The 19,265-nt window shown below is 35.4% G+C and carries 16 protein-coding genes; 10 read left to right on the plus strand and 6 right to left on the minus strand.

Features of this window, described 5'->3' with window-relative positions; all coding sequences use genetic code 11:
• Positions 1-226 precede the first annotated feature (226 nt).
• The gene (gene wecB / locus APB85_RS14315) at positions 227-1,321 is read left to right on the plus strand and encodes a non-hydrolyzing UDP-N-acetylglucosamine 2-epimerase (RefSeq protein ID WP_229792178.1); all 1,095 of its coding nucleotides are present in this window, start codon (positions 227-229) and stop codon (positions 1,319-1,321) included.
• A gap of 10 nt (positions 1,322-1,331) precedes the next feature.
• Positions 1,332-2,489, plus strand: coding sequence for a glycosyltransferase (locus APB85_RS14320; RefSeq protein WP_057482099.1), 1,158 nt, complete (start codon positions 1,332-1,334; stop codon positions 2,487-2,489).
• Between the two features lie 4 nt (positions 2,490-2,493).
• On the opposite strand, the gene APB85_RS14325 is transcribed toward APB85_RS14320, so the two are convergent.
• The 5 genes from APB85_RS14325 to APB85_RS14345 form a co-directional block, all read right to left on the minus strand.
• Positions 2,494-3,357, minus strand: a complete 864-nt coding sequence (locus tag APB85_RS14325) for a glycosyltransferase family 2 protein (protein WP_057482100.1) — start codon at positions 3,355-3,357, stop codon at positions 2,494-2,496.
• Between the two features lie 5 nt (positions 3,358-3,362).
• Positions 3,363-4,073, minus strand: coding sequence for a class I SAM-dependent methyltransferase (locus APB85_RS14330; protein WP_160319252.1), 711 nt, complete (start codon positions 4,071-4,073; stop codon positions 3,363-3,365).
• A 28-nt stretch (positions 4,074-4,101) separates the two neighbouring features.
• Entirely contained in the window at positions 4,102-5,370 is a 1,269-nt protein-coding gene (locus APB85_RS14335; protein ID WP_057482102.1) for an ABC transporter ATP-binding protein, read from the minus strand.
• A 147-nt stretch (positions 5,371-5,517) separates the two neighbouring features.
• Positions 5,518-6,270: a class I SAM-dependent methyltransferase gene (locus APB85_RS14340; RefSeq protein WP_057482332.1), complete on the minus strand. Its 753-nt coding sequence runs from the start codon at positions 6,268-6,270 to the stop codon at positions 5,518-5,520.
• Positions 6,271-6,518: 248 nt separating this feature from the next.
• Positions 6,519-7,382, minus strand: a complete 864-nt coding sequence (locus tag APB85_RS14345) for an ABC transporter permease (RefSeq protein WP_057482103.1) — start codon at positions 7,380-7,382, stop codon at positions 6,519-6,521.
• Positions 7,383-7,501: 119 nt separating this feature from the next.
• On the opposite strand from APB85_RS14345, the gene APB85_RS14350 reads away from it, so the two are divergent.
• The 5 genes from APB85_RS14350 to APB85_RS14370 all read left to right on the plus strand — a co-directional run bounded on the left by APB85_RS14350 (position 7,502) and on the right by APB85_RS14370 (position 13,749).
• Positions 7,502-8,476 (plus strand): polysaccharide deacetylase family protein, encoded by a 975-nt coding sequence (locus APB85_RS14350; protein WP_057482104.1) that lies wholly within the window; start codon positions 7,502-7,504, stop codon positions 8,474-8,476.
• Positions 8,448-9,236 carry a formyltransferase family protein gene (locus APB85_RS14355; protein WP_057482105.1) on the plus strand — a complete coding sequence of 263 codons (789 nt, stop codon included), beginning with the start codon at positions 8,448-8,450 and terminating at the stop codon, positions 9,234-9,236. Before APB85_RS14350 ends, APB85_RS14355 begins: the two co-directional genes overlap by 29 nt.
• 176 nt (positions 9,237-9,412) lie before the next feature.
• Positions 9,413-10,807 carry a glycosyltransferase family 28 protein gene (locus APB85_RS14360; protein ID WP_057482106.1) on the plus strand — a complete coding sequence of 465 codons (1,395 nt, stop codon included), beginning with the start codon at positions 9,413-9,415 and terminating at the stop codon, positions 10,805-10,807.
• A gap of 360 nt (positions 10,808-11,167) precedes the next feature.
• Positions 11,168-12,457 carry a hypothetical protein gene (locus APB85_RS14365; protein ID WP_057482107.1) on the plus strand — a complete coding sequence of 430 codons (1,290 nt, stop codon included), beginning with the start codon at positions 11,168-11,170 and terminating at the stop codon, positions 12,455-12,457.
• A 155-nt stretch (positions 12,458-12,612) separates the two neighbouring features.
• Complete coding sequence (locus tag APB85_RS14370; RefSeq protein WP_057482108.1) at positions 12,613-13,749, plus strand: glycosyltransferase family 4 protein; 1,137 nt, start codon at positions 12,613-12,615, stop codon at positions 13,747-13,749.
• A gap of 270 nt (positions 13,750-14,019) precedes the next feature.
• Here APB85_RS14370 and APB85_RS14375 read toward each other — a convergent pair whose 3' ends face one another.
• Positions 14,020-14,859 carry a polysaccharide pyruvyl transferase family protein gene (locus tag APB85_RS14375; protein ID WP_057482109.1) on the minus strand — a complete coding sequence of 280 codons (840 nt, stop codon included), beginning with the start codon at positions 14,857-14,859 and terminating at the stop codon, positions 14,020-14,022.
• A gap of 436 nt (positions 14,860-15,295) precedes the next feature.
• Here APB85_RS14375 and neuC point away from each other — a divergent pair, with 436 nt between their 5' ends.
• The 3 genes from neuC (at position 15,296) to asnB (ending at position 19,191) form a co-directional block, all read left to right on the plus strand.
• Positions 15,296-16,453 (plus strand): UDP-N-acetylglucosamine 2-epimerase, encoded by a 1,158-nt coding sequence (neuC, locus tag APB85_RS14380; RefSeq protein ID WP_057482110.1) that lies wholly within the window; start codon positions 15,296-15,298, stop codon positions 16,451-16,453.
• 21 nt (positions 16,454-16,474) lie between these two features.
• Positions 16,475-17,188, plus strand: coding sequence for an acylneuraminate cytidylyltransferase family protein (locus tag APB85_RS14385; protein ID WP_057482111.1), 714 nt, complete (start codon positions 16,475-16,477; stop codon positions 17,186-17,188).
• Positions 17,189-17,478: 290 nt separating this feature from the next.
• Positions 17,479-19,191, plus strand: coding sequence for an asparagine synthase (glutamine-hydrolyzing) (asnB, locus tag APB85_RS14390; protein WP_057482112.1), 1,713 nt, complete (start codon positions 17,479-17,481; stop codon positions 19,189-19,191).
• Positions 19,192-19,265 lie beyond the last annotated feature (74 nt).

Genomic DNA, 19,265 nt, shown 5'->3' on the forward strand with positions numbered 1-19,265 from the left:
GAAGTGACAATACATGTCCGTTCGAGTAGACTTTGTAGAGTGATAACGGGACAAAGACATATCGAGAACAGCTTCGAATTGACAAATGAAACTTCCCCGATTACCATCGATTACTCGAAATGACAGACGAAGAATATTTTAGCTCGAGTTAATTCAAATTGCGAGACAAGATTGAATTAGTATCGAGAACCTCAAAGACCCGAAACAATTCCTTAAATTCGCCAAAATGCCATTGACCAAAATGAAAATAGACCTTATCGCCGGGGCAAGGCCGAATTTTGTGAAAATAGCCGCCTTAATTCACGCAAACCGGGAAATAGGAAACCCGCTTGATTTTCGCCTGATACATACCGGGCAACATTATGATGAGGCTTTAAGCGGGAGTTTCTTTAAAGACCTGGAGTTGCCAGAATCTGATATTAACCTGGGAACTGGTAGCGGAAGCCAGGCGGAACAGACTTCGGCTATAATGATGGCTTACGAAAAAGTACTACTGGAGAAAAAACCAGACCTATGCCTAGTAGTTGGGGACGTCACATCCAGCATGGCTTCTGCTATTACTGCTAAGAAAATGCAAGTTAAAGTGGCTCATGTGGAGGCAGGAATTCGGTCCGGAGATTGGAGAATGCCAGAAGAAGTAAATAGAGTGTTAATCGATAGTATAGCCGACTATTTCTTTACAACAACCCAGAAAGCAAAAAATTTCCTTTTACACACCGGAAAGAACGAAGAACAAGTATTCTTTGTAGGAAATACAATGATAGATACTTTACTAAGGTTTAAACCTTATTTCCGGAAATCAGCAATATGGAACGCACTCAATTTAAAAGAGAAAAGCTACCTCGTGCTTACCTTACACCGGCCGGCAAATGTTGATGAAACCAAAAAATTAGAAGAAACTTTAACGGAGATCCTGAGAAATGCAAACGGACTTCCTGTAATTTTCCCGATTCATCCAAGAACGAGAAAAGCACTAATAGCTTTAGATCTTCCAGGAGAAAAACTTCACCTTATTGATCCCTTGGGTTACCTGGAATTCAATTACCTGGTACAAAATGCTAAAGCTGTTCTAACCGATTCCGGAGGTATTACTGAAGAAACTACCGTACTAGGAATTCCCTGTATCACTTTAAGGGATAATACCGAAAGACCGGAGACCATTACCGAAGGCACTAATGAACTTATTGGGACTAATCCTGCAACCATTGCTCCTGCCCTGGCAAAATTGTTTAATGATAGTTGGAAGCAAACCACTGTTCCTGAATTATGGGATGGGAAAACGGGGGAGAGAATTATTGAGAAACTGAATCAACTTTTATAAGTTCTCATTAATGGAAGAAGACAAGAAATATTTAATTTTTTCACCTATAAATGAATACGGAGGTGTCAATATAGAGGTAAGTTTTATAGCCAACCTTATCAATGAAAAAAATCCTGTTGAAGTGATTTCCTTAGGAGACTATTACTCCAATGCTTTAGGTAATCTCAACTCGAATGTGAATTACAATTCCCTTGACAGAATTATATATAATCAACATTCTTTAATTCGATCAATTACAGATCTAATTTGTAAAGTCAAGCCATTATCCTCTCCAAATCACTTTAGGGTTGAAAATAAGCTCACGACGTCTTCTTTAATCAAAGTACGCAATAAAAAAATTAAGGTTATTGAAAAAGCTATTTCAAGATCTGATGTTGTTGTTATCTGTTCCCAATTAACTGCTCATTTTGTAAAAGAAATAGTGCAATTTGCTTTTCAACAAGACAAAAAAATTATATTTAGGTTAACTGGACAAATTCAGTCCCAACACTTAAAAAAAGAAAACATCCCATGGTTTAGAAAGGTATCTACATTTATTCATCATTCTTCAGAAAGCCAGGAAAGATTATCAAATTTCCTGAAAAATTCAAATAACGTAATCATAGACCAAACTACAATTTTAGAGAAAGAACTTCTACAAATTAAAATTAAGCCAAAGAAAGTGAATAAATTTTTCACTTTGTCAAGACTGCATAGTTTAAAAAATATTGATGCTGTAATTAAAGCTTTTATTAATCAATCCGAAGGAGACGATGAATTAAACATTTATGGTGATGGTGAAGAGTTAATATTTTTGAAAAAATTGGCACAGAACCAACCGAACATATTCTTTAAAGGTAAAGTGGAATTTAAAGATGTCCCAAGAGTTTTTGAAAAAAATGATTGTTTGATAATTTCTTCATCAAGCGAAGCCGGCCCATTGGTTGCCATTGAAGCCATGGCTGCGGGGGTTTTAATAATTACAGCTGATATAGGAGCAATGAAAGACAGACTTCCCAAGTATAAATTTTTATACAAGAAATATTACTTAGGTTTAACTCAAGCAATAACAAGTGTTAAGAAACTTAATTCTCTCCAAGTTCAAAAATTTTCTATTGAGTTTAGAACCAGATATTTAGAAAATTATTCTTTATCTAGCATCACGGCCTTATATAAAAAAGTACTATAATATTTTAAAAATTAACAGACCTAAATAGCTTTTTTATTGCTTTTATTCTGGGGTATATACTTCCATAGATGCGAAAAAATCCTACAGTCAGAGAATTGGTGACATTTTCAAGAAAAAGGAATTTACTATCTGAAATCTGTTTTTGAAAACTTGAATTTTTATTTAATTGACTAGTTGATTCTCCGCCTAAATGACCTATTTTTATATTCGGAATTATCACACTCTGATACCCATTTTTCTTATACCTATAACCTAAATCCATATCTTCAAAATACATAAAATATCTTGGATCAAACAATCCGAATTTTTTAATAACCTCGCTTTTTATCATGATTGCGGCACCACTTACATAATCAACAGCAGTAGGTTTCTTAAGATCACAAACCTTTGATGTGGCTAAATGTTTATAGTAATAATTTCGAGAAGTCTTTCTTATTCCGAAATCGTGTAGCATTTTTTTAACGCTTAGATAATTTCCGTAAGAGATATTTGGTCTTCCATTATCATTCACAAGGTTACCCCCTACACATGCAACCTGCTCATTTCGTTTAAGGAATGATAAAAAATCCGTAATTGTTTTTGAATCAATTAAAAAAGCATCTGAATTTAGTAAAAAAACATATTCTCCTTTAGCTTTATTGAATCCCAAGTTATTAGCTTTTCCAAAGCCTAAATTTTCAGCCATTTCATAGTATCTAATACTTCTGAACTTTTTCAGCAAGAAGTTGAACTCCTCCTGTTGAAAACTGTTATCAATTAAAATTATTTCAAATGAATTTTCCTTTACATGTTTGTATATGGATTTGACCGCCTTTGCGACTAAATCAACGGTTTTATAATTTACAATAATAAAAGAAACTTGTGGCATTGAAACTAGTAGTTTTCGTACTTGATTTCATCAACTAAACTAATCATTTCTTGGGGTTTATTAATTAGATCTTCATAGTTCAATTTGTCTATTTTATTTACTAAATCGTAATCAATATTTAAATCTAATATTGTATCAATTTTATATTTAATGATACCTATTCCATAGTCATTATTTAAAACTTGGATATCCAGTTGGCTGGAATATTTATGTTTAAGATAAACAATAGTTTTCCAAGTATCCCCGCACCATTCACCGGTCCAACCTTTAATTGTATGTTTCCGTGATATTACTTCAGCAGCATTATCTCCTTTGGTTGCCGCAGCTTTGTGAGGTGGAAAACAATCGTGCATAACTATTGTTCCGTTATCGTCTAAATATTCCAAAGAGTTTAGCGCATCTTTTAAGGATGCGGAAAAGGTATGAAGGCCATCTATAAAAACAATTTCTAATTTTCCAAGATTATTTAAAAATGATTTTCTGTTCAGGAAAAAATCATCACTTGTCATTTCAAAATATTTATTATTAAAATTCGTATAATTTTGGAAACAGGCTTTTAACTTATCTTTGTTTTTCAAAAGAAAACAAGGATCCACAGCTATTTTTTTTCTACATTTTATAGGTAGCAAAGATTCTCCTCTTTGACTCCCTATTTCTAAGTAAGTGGAGTATCCATTTTTATCAATTAAATACTGAATTAACATTATTCTATTCATATGAGCCATTATTGGAAATTAAAAAATTTTACAGCCGTTCTATTTTCTCAAACCAATTTGGTCGTAGTAAAGAACTATACTCTGTATGTCTGTCTAAGAAAAACCTATTACCATAACTGCCTTCAGATGAAATTTTAAAGGAAAGACTTGATATATTACTTGTATACTTTTTTACATTTGGCAAGGATAGATTAAAATCGCTATTATAATCTCCAACTGCCAAATGATAAGGAGGAACTTTAAACAATACTTTATACCTACCAGGTTTAATGCCAGTCATCTTATTATAATCATTGTACAATAAACCAATTATAGGATTTCCAGTTGCAGATTTTATAGAAACTCCAATAACGATATCCTTTAATTCTTTTACTGTTAAAAATTCCATTTCAATCCAGATCGTATCTGAATTTTTCAAATTTTTACCGGAGGTATTATTTCTTATTTTCGTTTTTAATAATTGTATTTCTGTATCACCATCTCTGCCCTCCCATTGAGCAGCAGCGTTATTAGAACTTAAATAACAATTTACCACATCATTTATATTTCCCGCTAAATTCATCTGCCCATTTTGCAGCAAAATTCCCTTAGTACACAGGCTACTAATACTGCTCATATTATGACTTACAAAAAGCACCGTTCTTCCTTCACCTTTAGAGAGTTGGTTCATTTTGCCAATAGCTTTTTTCTGAAATTCGGCATCACCTACGGCCAGCACTTCATCAACAACTAAAATCTCAGGCTCCAGGTGTGCAGCAACAGCAAAGCCCAGGCGCACTTTCATCCCACTACTATAGCGCTTTACCGGTGTATCTATATACATTTCACAACCGGAGAATGCAATAATCTCATCAAGTTTAGCTTTTATTTCAGATTTGGTCATACCCAATACTGCGCCATTCATAAATATGTTTTCCCGACCAGTGAGTTCGGGATGAAAACCGGTGCCAATTTCTAAAAGGCTTGCAATACGGCCTTTGGTTTTTATACTTCCGGTAGTGGGAGAAGTTACACGAGACAGCAATTTCAGCAGAGTAGATTTTCCTGCACCATTTTTACCAATAATTCCCAACACCTCTCCTCTTTGTACTTCAAAATTTATATTCCGCAAGGCCCAAACATAATCCTCGGTGGCTTTGGCACTGCGGTCGTTTACACCACCAACTTGCAAGTAAGGATCTTCCCTACCTCTAATTGTATGCCACCAGCGGTTAAGATCATGGCTAAGTGTACCGGTACCTACAGTTCCCAAGCGGTACTGTTTTGAAATATTTTCGGCTTTTAATATTACACTCATACTACAAATATAAAATTTCCCCAATAAGGGTAATAGAGTGCCGGTATTGTTTAGAGAACTTATCGGCCATTAAAATGATATTTATTTAATAAATATGGGTGATTTTATAATGGGAAATTAGGAATACCCTTTTAAAAAAACACTTCTCTATAATTTTATTTTCGAAATAGAATTTTCCAGATTATTCCCCTTATAAATAAAAACTAAATTATGATAGAAATGTAATGATATTATATGTTTGTCTAAATAGTTTGGTCGATAATTATCTATTTGGTATTCAGTATGATTAATTCCATCCGTAAGGCTTTTAAAAAAGTTCATAGCAGTATTTGGTTTATTTAAATTTTTACTGTTTCCCCCATATGAGTCCCAATATGATGTTTGTAAGTCTTCTACAACATAAATCCCTCCATTATTGAGGTAGGGAAAAAGAGTATTAAAGGAAATTATTATATGTTCATTTATATGACTACCATCATCAATAATGATATCAAAGGGACCAGCCTCGTTTCCTAATTTATTTAAAAAAACCCTATCCGATTGATCCCCCCGAAAAATCTTAATTCTTTTTTCCTGAAGTGCTGACTTATCGTGTATATCAATTCCATTGATATATCCTTTTCTAAAATAACTTTTCCACATTCTTAAAGAGGCACCTCCATGTATTTTGGATTCATTTCCTCCAACCCCTATTTCTAAAAGTTTTATTTTTTTTCTTTTATATGTTTTGAAATGATCTTCATAATGAGGGGTATAATTATGGTTTCCCCACTTATCACTTCCAAAGATTATTGCAAGTTTTGTTAGATCATTCCTTAAAAAAAAACCCATGAAATTTTTAAATCTTCTAAAAAATTTTATTTGGGGATCTGACAAGACCTTTTTTAAATAGTTCTTCAAAAAGATTAATTTCATATTTGCTAAGATATCTATATAAATCGATCTATGGTTGCTTGACACCACCTACTCATTTCCAAGTAGGATTTTAAATATACTGCTTTGGCTGAACTCAGTCTTACCATCATATCTTTGCTGGAATTTTAAGGAAAGGAAATTTATGAGAATTATATTTCCCTCGGAATTTAAAATATACAATCTGTCCTTAGCATTAATTTAAACCTAAATTCAGAAAAATTGCCGAAATATCTTTAAACCGTATCAATAAAGTTTTTCTCAGTTTTATTAAAAACGATAAGCCCAATTAAAAACAGGCTCATAGAGAAGGCCAGGGTATAGAAAAAACCGCTCCAGCTAAAAATACCAGTATCGAGGATCATATAACGAATGCCTTCTATAATTTGAGCTAAAGGATTATAATTCACCAACCAGGCAAGCTGAGGTATTTTCTCCGAAACTTCACTTAAAGGGTATGGGACCGCCGAGATATACATTAACAGTGAAGTTGCAAATCCTACCATCACCGTTAAATCTCGATACTTTGAAGTAAAAGCTGAAATAATCATTCCTGCACCTAGACCTAATAAAGCCATCATTAGCACATAAACGGGAAATAACATAAGATTCGAGTTCGGACTTAGGTCATAACCCTTGATGAAGAAATAAAAGTAAAAGACAATTAGGATCAGTAATTGAATTCCAAATTTAAAAAGTCCCGAGATCACAGTTTTAAGCGGCATAATAACTCTGGGGAAATAAACTTTACCAAATATCCCGGCATTGGCGGTAAAAGTGTTAGATGTTTTAGTTAGGCTCTCATTAAAATAATTCCAAGCTGTAATTCCAGCGAGATTAAATAAAAATGGTGGCACATTACCGGTAGGAATATTGGCTATATTATTAAAGACCAGGGTAAAGATCACCGAGGTAAATAATGGTTGAATAAAAAACCACAGCGGCCCAAGTATAGTTTGTTTATAAACCGTTACTATATCACGTTTTACAAACAAAATAAGTAAATCTCTATACTGCCAGATCTCCTCAAAATTAAGATCGATGAGCTTTCGTTTGGGGCTTATCTCGTAGAGCCAGTCGTTATTATTGTTTTTTTCCATCTTTTCAGGCGGTGAAAATAATAATTATTTGTCTGGAAGAATAATTAGCCTATATATATTTCAAATTATATCTATAGTCAGTAATTTGGCCCTACATTTCACAAAGCAAAGAACTTTAAATGCTTATCGTCTCCAATTACCATTATATCCGTGAAAATTTCGCTACTCCTTACCCGAGTATTTTTGGGCTCACTCCCTTGCAATTTAGAACGCAGCTGGAACAACTTTCCCATTTCGGGGAGTTTATTTCGCAAGATGATTTATTGAATTTCCGCGATAAGCCATTAGACAAAAACTATTTCCTCATCAATTTTGATGACGGATTGAGAGAACAATATGAGCTGGCAAAACCTATTCTGGAAGCAATGGGAATTCCCTACATATTTTTTATCAACACCTCAAACTTTAGCGAAAAAAAAGTTTCCCTGGTACACAAGATACATTTATTGAGGTCGCAAGTCGCTCCTGGAAAGCTATTGAAAAAATTAAAAGCTAATACGCTTACGGATATGGAAAAAAAAGCTGCCTTACACCACTATAATTATGACACAAAGGAAAACGCCATCTTAAAATACTTTCTTAATTTTAAATTAGGTCTTGAAGAGCAAAAGGGTTTTATTGAGCCTTTATTTTCAGAGGTTTTTAATGAAGATGAAGTCGTGCAAGATTTATATTTCTCAGAAGCAATGCTTCAGGATTTACATAAAAAAAATGTTTTGGGTTCCCATTCTCATCTACATTTACCATTAAGTAGAATTGAAACTTCAGAAGTAAAAGAAGAATTAATAAACACCCAGAACTTCTTTTTAGAGAAATTTGGACAAAAGGCACAAGCTTTAAGTTACCCTTACGGATCTAAAGATTCTTGTGAAGGAATTGGGGATTTATTGCAGGAAGCAGGATTTCAACTGGGTTTTACTATGGAAAGGGCTGCTAATCAGTCGCTCGAGGAAGACAGTTTACTGCTGGCAAGATATGACTGTAATGACCTGCCCGGCGGAAAAAACGATTTATTTAATAACCAAAATCCTTTTGAAAAAGCGGCTTTAAGAAAATGGCATACCGATGAAAATAGTGGTACTCACAAGCGATAGTTTACGGCATAAATATATAGCGCATTGCCTGGCAGAGCAATTGAACCTGGTTTTGGTAATCACTGAAAAGAAATCTCCTGCTATAACCGATACTTCGTCTCTTGATAAGGAAGATGCAGCTCTTATTGAACAACATTTTCTAAAGAGAAAAGAATCGGAAGAAGAATATTTTGGCTTGTATCGGGATTTCCCTTCTACCTCTGAATTACTGGAAATAAAACACGGCCAGATAAATTCACCAGAAGTAATGGAAGCAATAAAAAATACGCAGCCAGACTTCATTATTCTTTTCGGCACTTCTATAATTAAGGAAAAACTCTTAAATAAATATCCCAGGCGTATCATTAATTTACACCTGGGGCTTTCTCCTTATTACCGGGGTTCGGCCACCAACCTGTTCCCATATTATTACGAGGAACCCGAATGTGTTGGTGGAACCATCCACCTGGCCACCCCGAAAGTTGATAAAGGAGAAATACTACACCAGTTTCGGCCTGATATAAGGCTGGGAGACAGCTTGCATTATATTGGAAATAAGGTAATATTAAAGGGAGGAGAAGTACTACCCGAAATTCTAAGAAAATACGAGAAAGGAGAGCTTAAACCGAAAAAACAAACAGGTTCGGGACGCATATGCAGGAACAAGGATTTGAGTCCGGATTTACTCAGGAATATTTATAAAGAATTTGAGAAGGGGCTCATCACAGAGTATCTTCGGGAAAAGGAGAAGCGGGATGCGGAAAAACCTATTATTGAGTAAAGGGGTTTCACGGATTAATATTAAATGAAAATAATACAATTGCCGTCACTTCGAGTGAATTCAAACCGGTGAAAGCAGGTTTGAATTTGTATCGAGAACCCCTGACATTAATCTCAATTATAAATCAACGGTTCCCAAAAAATCCTATATTTGAACCAAGCTATCTACCACCTAATTTGAAACCCAAAAAGAAAATACTAATCCTCCTCCCCGATGGGGTGGGACTGCGAAATTTCGCTTTTACCTCCTTCGTGGAGATTGGGGAACAAATGGACTGGGAAGTGATCTTTTGGAACCATACCCCTTTTGATCTTGAGGAATTGGGTTATAAGGAGATCAAACTAAAAGGAAACGCCTGGGCGAAAACCGATTTATTGAAACGAGCTAAAATCGAAGCTGAACTAGACCATTTTACCGAGAAATTCAGGGATCCGGTGTACCAAACTTATAAGTTTCGAGCTTCCAACAAAAATCTTAGAGGAAAAGTAAAAGCTGGAATAGCTCAAGGCCTGGTGACCACTCATAAAGGTGAAAAAGGACTGCACAAATTGAGAACTAAAATGAAATCTTCCGAGCGAAAAGGAGATTATTATCAAAAGTGTAAAACAGTTCTAGAAAAAGAAAATCCAGATTTTATTTTTTGCACCAATCAACGTCCGGTGAATGCCATAGCTCCACTAACCGCGGCGCAAGACCTTGGAATTCCTACTTCTACTTTTATCTTCTCCTGGGATAATCTTCCAAAAGCTACCATGGTAGTGGAAACCAATTATTATTTTGTTTGGAGTAGGTATATGCAGGAAGAGTTGCTTACTTACTATCCTCATATCAATGCAGAACAGGTTTTGATCACAGGCAGTCCTCAATTTGAACCACATTTTGATCTAAGCCTGAGACAAGGTAGGGAAGATTTTTTCAAGGAACAAGGACTTGATCTCGCGAAAAAATATATCTGTTTTAGCGGAGATGATATTACCACCTCCCCTGATGACCCTCAATATTTAAATGATTTGGCCCAAGTCATCAGGAATTTAAACTCCAAAGGACATAAATTGAGAATCATCTTTCGGCGCTGCCCGGTAGATTTCTCAGACAGGTATGATAAGGTATTGAAAAAGCATAAAGACCTAATAATTTCTATTGCTCCCAAATGGATGAAAGCCGGGGAAAGTTGGAATTCTGTATTACCGACTAAAGAAGATTTACAACTGCAAATAAATACCATTTTACACTCAGAAGCTGTAGTAAACCTGGCCTCGTCTATGGTGTTTGATTTTGCCGTTTTCGGAAAGCCTTGCTTATATCTTAACTATGAAGCAGAGGAAAAAAACAAGCCTGCCTGGTCTCCTGGAAAGGTTTATAATTTTGTTCATTTCAGGTCGATGCCCACCGGGGAGGAAGTGTTTTGGATTAATTCGAAAGAAGAGATCGAGACTAAACTGGAAGAAGCTTTAAAAAACCCAGGAAAAAAAGTTGTACAAGCCATGGAATGGTTGAATAAAATAAATATTGACCCGGCCGATAAAGCGTCCTTCAGAATCTGGAAACAGATAGATAAGATTATAAATTAAATAACAGGTTCCGGATAGGCAGATTGTCACGCCCTCCCTTGTCGGACTCGCAATGAAAATAAAATCAGTTTATGCATATGCTTTTCTAACCCCAGAATATTCTCACCTCTACTCCAGCCCTTCAGGTGGACTGGGTAACTGCATAAAAAAACCTGGCGGAGCAGCCGGTGAAGAAATATTAATGTATTCGTGTTATTATAATATAAGCAGGAGTATAGACTAAGCTACTATTTAATAAGATCAAAACAATAAGATTAAAACTCCATATATTAATTTGATGAATTAAATTTAGCAATTATGTATCAAAACAGCATAAGCCAATATTTTCATGCTATTCACTTATTTATTAAAGAGTAAAAAATGAATATTCTAAAAAAGGCCCCTTCCATCGAAGGATTTCATAAATTCACTTATAATATTTTAGTTATTACACTAATATTCTATGGTTTTTTTCTCTTTCGAGATATTTTTTTAAAATTTTACCCTTCGGGAGATGAAAACAAATTCCTAAAAGATCTGGTAACAGCAAATGAATTAGGGATCGGACAAGCTGTTTTAGATGGAACTTCAATGCCTTACTTATTTCTCACCTACCTTTTTAATTTAATTATAGATAACCCAATTCTTTCGTTGAAAACCACTAGTCTTATTGTTGGCGTTATCCTATTTTTCGTACTTGTATTATTCGATAAAAAAATTCTACGCATAAGTTCTCAAATCAATACCACTGTGTACTTATGGCTTGCCTATTTAATTGTGACTCAAGCAACTATTTTTCAGGGAATCAATGATATTCTTTTAGCCTTATTTGGTAACTTATTTTTCATCTCATATTTAATGATAAAATCTAAAAAATGTAAAAATGTTTTATTAATAAGTACTTTATTAGCACTCATGTTGCTCACCAGAAAGATGGCTTTGACTTATTTACTCTTATTCTTTTGCCTATACTTTATTCTTACCTTTTTCTTTAATAATATCCATTTCAATTATAGGAATGGACTCCAACTACTGTTTACATTTAGTTTTGTTTTCATAATCTTGAATTCCTATTCATTGATTAAACAACAGACATTTTCCTTCGATGATAAAATTCTTTCTGGCCCAGTAAACTGGGCCCAATGGGATTATCATAATGCATTATTAGTAGATTCAGGAGATCAAGAAAGATTCAAGCATATTAATATAAAAGAAACTGAGATTTACCTAAATGAACACGGTCAAAACTCCTTACCAAATAATTTTTATGAAATGATTTTTTTTAATCCAATCCTTACAATCAAAGAATTCTTTATAGATTGTACAGTAGCGACAAAATATTTAATACGACAAACTGGCTTATTGATTTTCCCTTTTCTTATTTTCTTATTGGTTAGGATTAAAAAAGTCTATCAAACAAAATCAATAACCAAAACTGACTTTATATACTTTTATTCACTACTCTATTTTTTAATGATTTGTTTCATAGTAATTACAAATATTCAACCAAGATGGTTTTTGGTATTTCTTCCAATTACTATACTTTTAATCTCAAAAGACCTAACCAAATTGTCTAAAGAAAATCAGCGATTTTTTTCAATCTTGAATAATCTAACTTTAATTATTATGTGTCTTCCATATCTTATTAATAAGTTAAATTTATTTATTTAGTGACTATTCTGATGGTATTTTCCAAAATTTATCCAGACCAAAGGATGTAAGTGAATTCAATAATTTGGTTAATCCTAAACTAAGGGGCACTTAATCAAATATGAGCCTTTCCTAATAAATATAATCAATCGCTTATTCTAAATTGCTTTGCCGATATGCACCTAGCCTTCCTCACCCCAGAATACCCACACCCCAACTCCACCCCCTCCGGAGGACTTGGCACCAGCATTAAAAATCTGGCGGAGCAGCTGGTAAAAAAAGACCACAAAATTAGTGTTTTTATCTATGGACAGGAAAAAGATCTTGTTTTTCGGGAAGAGTGCATCAGGTTTCATTTTATCAAACAATTAAACTATGATTTCTTTGGTTGGTACCGCTATCGGAAATATTTGCAATCTTACCTAAATAAAGTTATCCTCGAAGAAAAGATAGATGCCGTGGAAGCTCCCGACTGGACCGGGATAACTGCTTTCATAAAGCTGAAGTGTCCTCTAGTGATAAGAATGAATGGGAGTGACTCCTACTTCTGCAGGCTGGAAGGGCGATCCCAAAAGAAAAAAAACTTTTGGTTTGAGAAGTCGGGTTTAAAAAATGCAGATCATTTGCTCTCGGTAAGTAAGTTTACGGCAGAAAAAACCAGGGAAATTTTTAAGCTAAAGAAAGAAATCACAGTCATTCCAAACTCAGTGGATTTAAATAATTTTAGCCCGACAGGTGAAGTTGTGATCCAGGATAGCATCCTGTATTTTGGGAGTATCATAAAGAAAAAAGGAGTGCTGGAATTGGCGGAAATCTTTAATCTCATCTACAAAAAGAATCCCAATGCCCGTCTAATAATGGTCGGTCGGGATGTAGGTGATATCCAAACCGGAAAATCAACAAAGGTCTTGTTCGAGGACATCTTAAATGAGGAGTCTCGTGGGAATGTTAGCTGGTTAGGGAGTTTGCCTTATGAAAAAGTAAAGGCGCAGATTTCTAAAGCCGTGGTTATCGTCTTACCCAGCTTTGCCGAGGCGCTACCTATGACCTGGTTGGAAGCGATGGCGATGGAAAAGGCGATAGTAACCTCAGATATCGGCTGGGCAAAAGAGGTAATGATTGATGGGGAAACCGGTTATACCGTAAATCCTAAAGATCACGCTGCCTATGCAGAGAAAGTTCTAACACTGCTCAGCAACCGGGGTTTAACAGAACAGATGGGAGTTGCAGCGAGGAAACGGGTGATTGAAAAATTTTCTACGGAAGTAACCGTGGAGAAGAATATTTGGTATTATGAATCGGTGATTAGTTAAATTCGGAATTCATTGTTTAAGGATTCCTGTCTTTTCTATATATCACTTAGCCGCCGGCCGCTGGAGTAGCAATCAGTTAAAAACTTCCACTACTTCTACTAAAAGACGACAGCCCAAGTGAATTCAATCGGAGGTAGCAAAATGGAATCTGTATCGATTCTTCTCAATACGCGTTATACTCCTCGATCGCTACGTATAACACGAAGCGACGGGGAGATTTCAAAGATAAAACCAACCTGTCCAGAATCTGGTCGAGAGGTCAACCCAAGTCTAATGAAAAGGGCAACTATCCAGCAATCCTTCCTGTACTTTTTTCAACTTCTTTTGTTCCGGCAAAAGTGGTTTGCCCTGCATTAATTGTAATAATTCTTCAACCGATTTGCCAGTTTCTATAAAGTCGGCTTTATAATATTTTATTTTTAAAGATTTGAAATAATCCTGATACTTTATCCCATTTCCGAAGATCTTATCAGAAAATTCTACCCAAAGCGCCGGGATTTTATAGGTATGGGCTACAATAAGTCCGTGCAAAGAGGAAGAAATGATATTCTTACAGCTCAGGATTTCTCTTGTAGTTTCTTCCACATCCATAGTGAGTAGATCGATTACTTTAATCCCAGACTCATGTTGAAAAAGCTCCACCGCTTTTTTGTAATCGTGATAATGTGGAACAATCCCAATTTTATATTTTCTCTCTACTTGTGGATTATAGTATTTTGGTAATAAAAGCACCGGATCCCCATATACTTTGGGACAGTGATAACCGAGTTTCAATAAGAATTCCCTGGTTTGTGGTCCCCGTACCGCCCTAAAATCGGCTTCGGCAATTTCCTGTTCGTGATCTATAATTCCGCTTCCCCAAACAATACTATTTTTATCGGCGTGATGCAAAATACTTCCTACCGCCAGAAAATTTGTTTTATTTCTTTTATACCACGGCTGCTTTTTAGGATGAACAAATTTCACAGATTTGCCGCTTATTTTCTCTACCAGGTACTTTGATAGCAAATCCCCATAATTCTCTTTTTCTCTAAAAATAAATTTGATCTCACTCCAATAAAACAAAGGAATTTCTTTTCCCTGGAAAGAGTTTCGTTTTTTATTTTTCAAAATATAGAACTGGATTTTTAAAGAATATTAATAAGGTCAAGCCTTCAAATATATTGAAAATATGTTTAGTTGGCAGTCCTTAGTCTTTAAACTGTAGTTTTATAGTTCCGACGTCAAACTTCTGAATTAATTTGGAGGATAATATTAAAAAATCCCACGTTATTGCAATGGAAGAACGATTGAAGAAATCCAATTTATAAATCTCATCAAAAGATTACCGCGTTCCTTCTTCACTAGTAATGACGAATAGAACCAATAATAAAGAGAAAATATTGTTCATTCTTGTCTATTCAGTTTCCAGTGTGGAGTCCCAGTGGTAAAAACAAAAACAATAAACGGCATTTCCCAACAGATTTGCTACTTTAGCGATACCAGCCTTCCAACCAAATGAAGGAGTTCAAGAAATTAACTGATAACCCACAACTGACCACCGAAAATGCTCAAACGAAAAATCTGCGTAGTCGTAACCGCAAGGCCTTCTTACAGCAGGATAAAAACTGCACTTACTGCAATAAATGAGCATCCTGAGCTAGAGCTTCAATTGGTAATTGCAGGTTCGGCTTTATTAGATCGCTATGGAAACGCGGTAGATTTTATTGAAAAAGATGGTTTTGAGATCGCCGCAAAAGTATTTATGGTACTGGAAGGAGAAAATCCTACTACTATGGCCAAAACAACAGGGCTGGGAGTAATGGAGCTCACTAATGTTTTTTATAACCTAAAACCCGACGCCGTACTTACCATTGCCGACCGGTTTGAGACCATTGCCACTTCTATCGCTGCAGCTTATCAAAATATTCCCCTGGTACATATCCAGGGAGGTGAAGTTACAGGAAGCATTGATGAAAAAGTAAGGCACGCCAACACCAAATTAGCCGATCTTCACCTAGTAGCTTCAGAAGATGCCAGGGATCGAGTTATAAAACTGGGAGAAATTCCTGAAAAGGTAATCAACACCGGCTGCCCTTCTATAGATTTAGTAAAAGAGATATTGAAAAGTCCCAAACTGGATTTTGATCCTATCGAAAAATATGGGGGTGTAGGCTCTAAACTTGACTGGAAGACCGGTTATATTGTGGTTATGCAGCATCCGGTTACTACCGAATATCAACAGGCAAAATCACATATAACCGAAACTTTAAAGGCCATAAAAAAATTAGACCTACCAACTTTCTGGTTTTGGCCTAATGTGGACGCAGGATCGGACGGAACATCTAATGGGATAAGAACTTTTAGGGAAATTGAAAAACCGAAAAACATTCATTTTTTCAAAAATATGGAACCGAAAGATTTTTTAAGGCTCTTAAAGAACTCCAAAGCTTTGGTAGGTAATTCCAGTGCCGGTTTGCGGGAATGTGCCTATTTAGGCGTACCTGTGGTAAACATTGGAAACAGACAGTACAGACGTATACGCGCAAAGAATGTGACCGATGTAAATTATGATTTAGATAAAATTTTAAAAGCAACCCAAAAATCAATTAATACTAAGCATTTTGAGTCTTCAGAGATTTACGGAAAAGGGAATTCCGGAGAAAATATTGCTGAAATTTTAGCGACTTCAGAACTAACTTATAGCAAAACAATTACCTATTAAATTTCAAAAATCTGCTTCATTATGAATATTTTAGGTCTTATTCCCGCTCGCGGTGGCAGCAAAGGTATTCAGGGTAAAAACATTCAACTCCTGGGAGGAAAACCATTATTGCAATATTCCTTAGAAGCAGCAAGAAAAGCAAAACTTTTAAATAAGGTTATTCTGAGCTCAGATGAGGAAGACATTATTCAAATCGCAAAACAGCTTGAGATCGAGGTCCCTTTTAAGAGACCTGAAAACCTGGCTGAAGATTCCAGTTCTAGCCTGGAAGTTGTTCAGCACGCCTTAAATTTTTACCTGAAGCAGGGAATTAATTTTGATGCCGTATGTTTATTACAGCCTACAACTCCATTTAGAAAGCCCGAATTTATTGATGAATGCATACTAAAATTTAAAGATGGTAATTTTGACTCATTAGTTTCGGTGCGAGAAGTGCCCAAAGAATATAATCCGCATTGGGTATTTGAAGAAAATGAGGGAGCGCTAAAAATTTCTACTGGTGAAAAGGAAATAATAAGTAGAAGACAGGATTTACCGAAAGCTTATCATAGAGATGGGGCGATTTACCTGACTAAAACCGAAGTGCTTTTGAACGAAAACTCTCTTTACGGGAAAAATATTGGTTTTGTAGACATCACCCCCTTTCCTTATGTAAATATTGACACACCGGAAGATTGGAAAAAAGCAGAAGAGATATTGGAAAAAATGAGAGATAAAAATAATGTTGGAGATTAATTATGAATCTATTTCGTCACCCTGAATTTATTTCAGAGCCTGCTCCGAAATTTATTTGGAGGTCAAACTCGATTAGAATTACTATCATATTAGATCCTGAAACAAGTTCAGGATAACGATTAAAAATTTCAAAAAGTATTGGAAGTTTATAAATGGACTGATACCATCTATCAATAAATTAGATTCTGAAATAAATTCAGAATGACGATAAAATGTATTTTCAATAAGCTCAGATCCAGAAGTATTTGGATAGATCTTATTTAAAAATAAAAGCAAAATATAATTAAAACATGTGCGGAATCGCAGGGATAATTTCAGCAAAACATAACATCGGAAATCTTCAGGAAATACTGAAACTCCAGCAGCATCGCGGCCCCGATCATACCGGGGAATATGTTGATCCCGGATATTGTGCCCTGGGTCATAACCGACTTTCCATCATTGATCTTACCTCAAAAGCGAATCAACCCTTTAGAGATAATTCCGGGCGTTATCACCTTACATTTAATGGTGAAATATATAATTATATAGAATTAAGACAGAAGTTACAGGCTTACTATAATTTCAAAACAACATCCGACACCGAAGTTTTACTGGCTGCATTCATAGTTTGGGGGAAATCCTGTCTGAATCATCTCAACGGTATGTTTTCTTTTGCTATTTGGGATAGTTATAAGAAAAAACTATTTGCTGCGCGCGATAGATTTGGCGTAAAACCTTTATTTTATTCCGAAGAAGATCAGGAATTCTATTTTAGCAGTGAAATTAAAGCCTTACAGAGCATATTGGAGCGGAATCAGCCGAATGAGAAAGTCTGGGCTAATTATTTTGCTTATGGCTCTTACGGGATGCCCAGAGAGACTTTTTACCATAATATCCAGCAGCTTCCTGGAGGACATTTCTTAGAATATCATGATGGAAATTTAAAGATCAGTAAGTGGTATGATTTTGAAGAACGGGTGAAGAAAAGTGCTAAAACCCTTTCATTTGAAGATGCCAAAAAGGTTTATTCTGAAATTTTATCTGATAGTATTTCGCTGAGATTTCGAGCTGATGTGCCTATTGGGTTTAATATTAGTGGTGGGGTTGATAGCTCACTTTTATTGGCTTTGGTAAATCGACTTCAAAATAACAAAAATATTCAGGCTTATACATTTTATACCGGGAACGAAAATTATGACGAACTACCTTGGGTAGAGAAAATGATTGAAACTACGCAGAATCTACTAAAAAAAGTAAAGATACGGCCGACTGATGTTATAGAGAATGCACAATTTTTAAGTGATATTCAGGACGAGCCTTATGCCGGCTTACCTACTTTATCCTATGCTGCTTTATTCCAAGCAGCAAAAGAAGACGGAATAAAAGTACTACTGGACGGCCAGGGAATGGACGAGCAATGGGCCGGGTATGATTACTATCAGAATTCCGGAAATAGTACTACCATCCAGGGAATGGGAAAAGTAAATCCATTTCGAGTAAATATTCTCAAAAAAGATTTTAGTGAACTGGTTGAAAAGCCCGTCTATCCTACTCCCTTTGACAATGATTTACAAAACCTGCAATACCGGGATATTTTTTATACTAAAATACCACGGGCGCTAAGATTCAACGACCGGATCTCTATGGCTTATAGCACAGAATTGCGAGAACCATTTCTGGACTACAGAATGGTAGAATTTGCTTTTGCACAGCCTAGGAAATACAAGATTTCCAATGGAGTTCAAAAATTTTTAATCAGGAAAATCCTTAAAGAAATAGCTCCGAAAGATCTAAGCTATGCACCCAAACGACCTTTACAGACACCACAAAGGGAATGGCTAGGCAATGAGCTAAAAGACTTTACAGAAGAAAATTTAGAGAAACTTCGATTTTCAAAAGCTTCAGGTTGGTTTGATTTTGATGAAATGCAAAAGGAATGGAAAAATTATCAAAACGGAGACAATCAAAGCGGTTTTCACATCTGGCAGTGGATTAATGCTGCGCTTTTACTTAGTCGATAGACATTAGTGGAGAAAATAATCCTTAGGACGTAGTCTTTAGTCGGCAGTTTTTTCTAACATCTAATACATAATAT

The sequence above is a fragment of the Salegentibacter mishustinae genome (assembly GCF_002900095.1).
Lineage (GTDB): Bacteria > Bacteroidota > Bacteroidia > Flavobacteriales > Flavobacteriaceae > Salegentibacter > Salegentibacter mishustinae.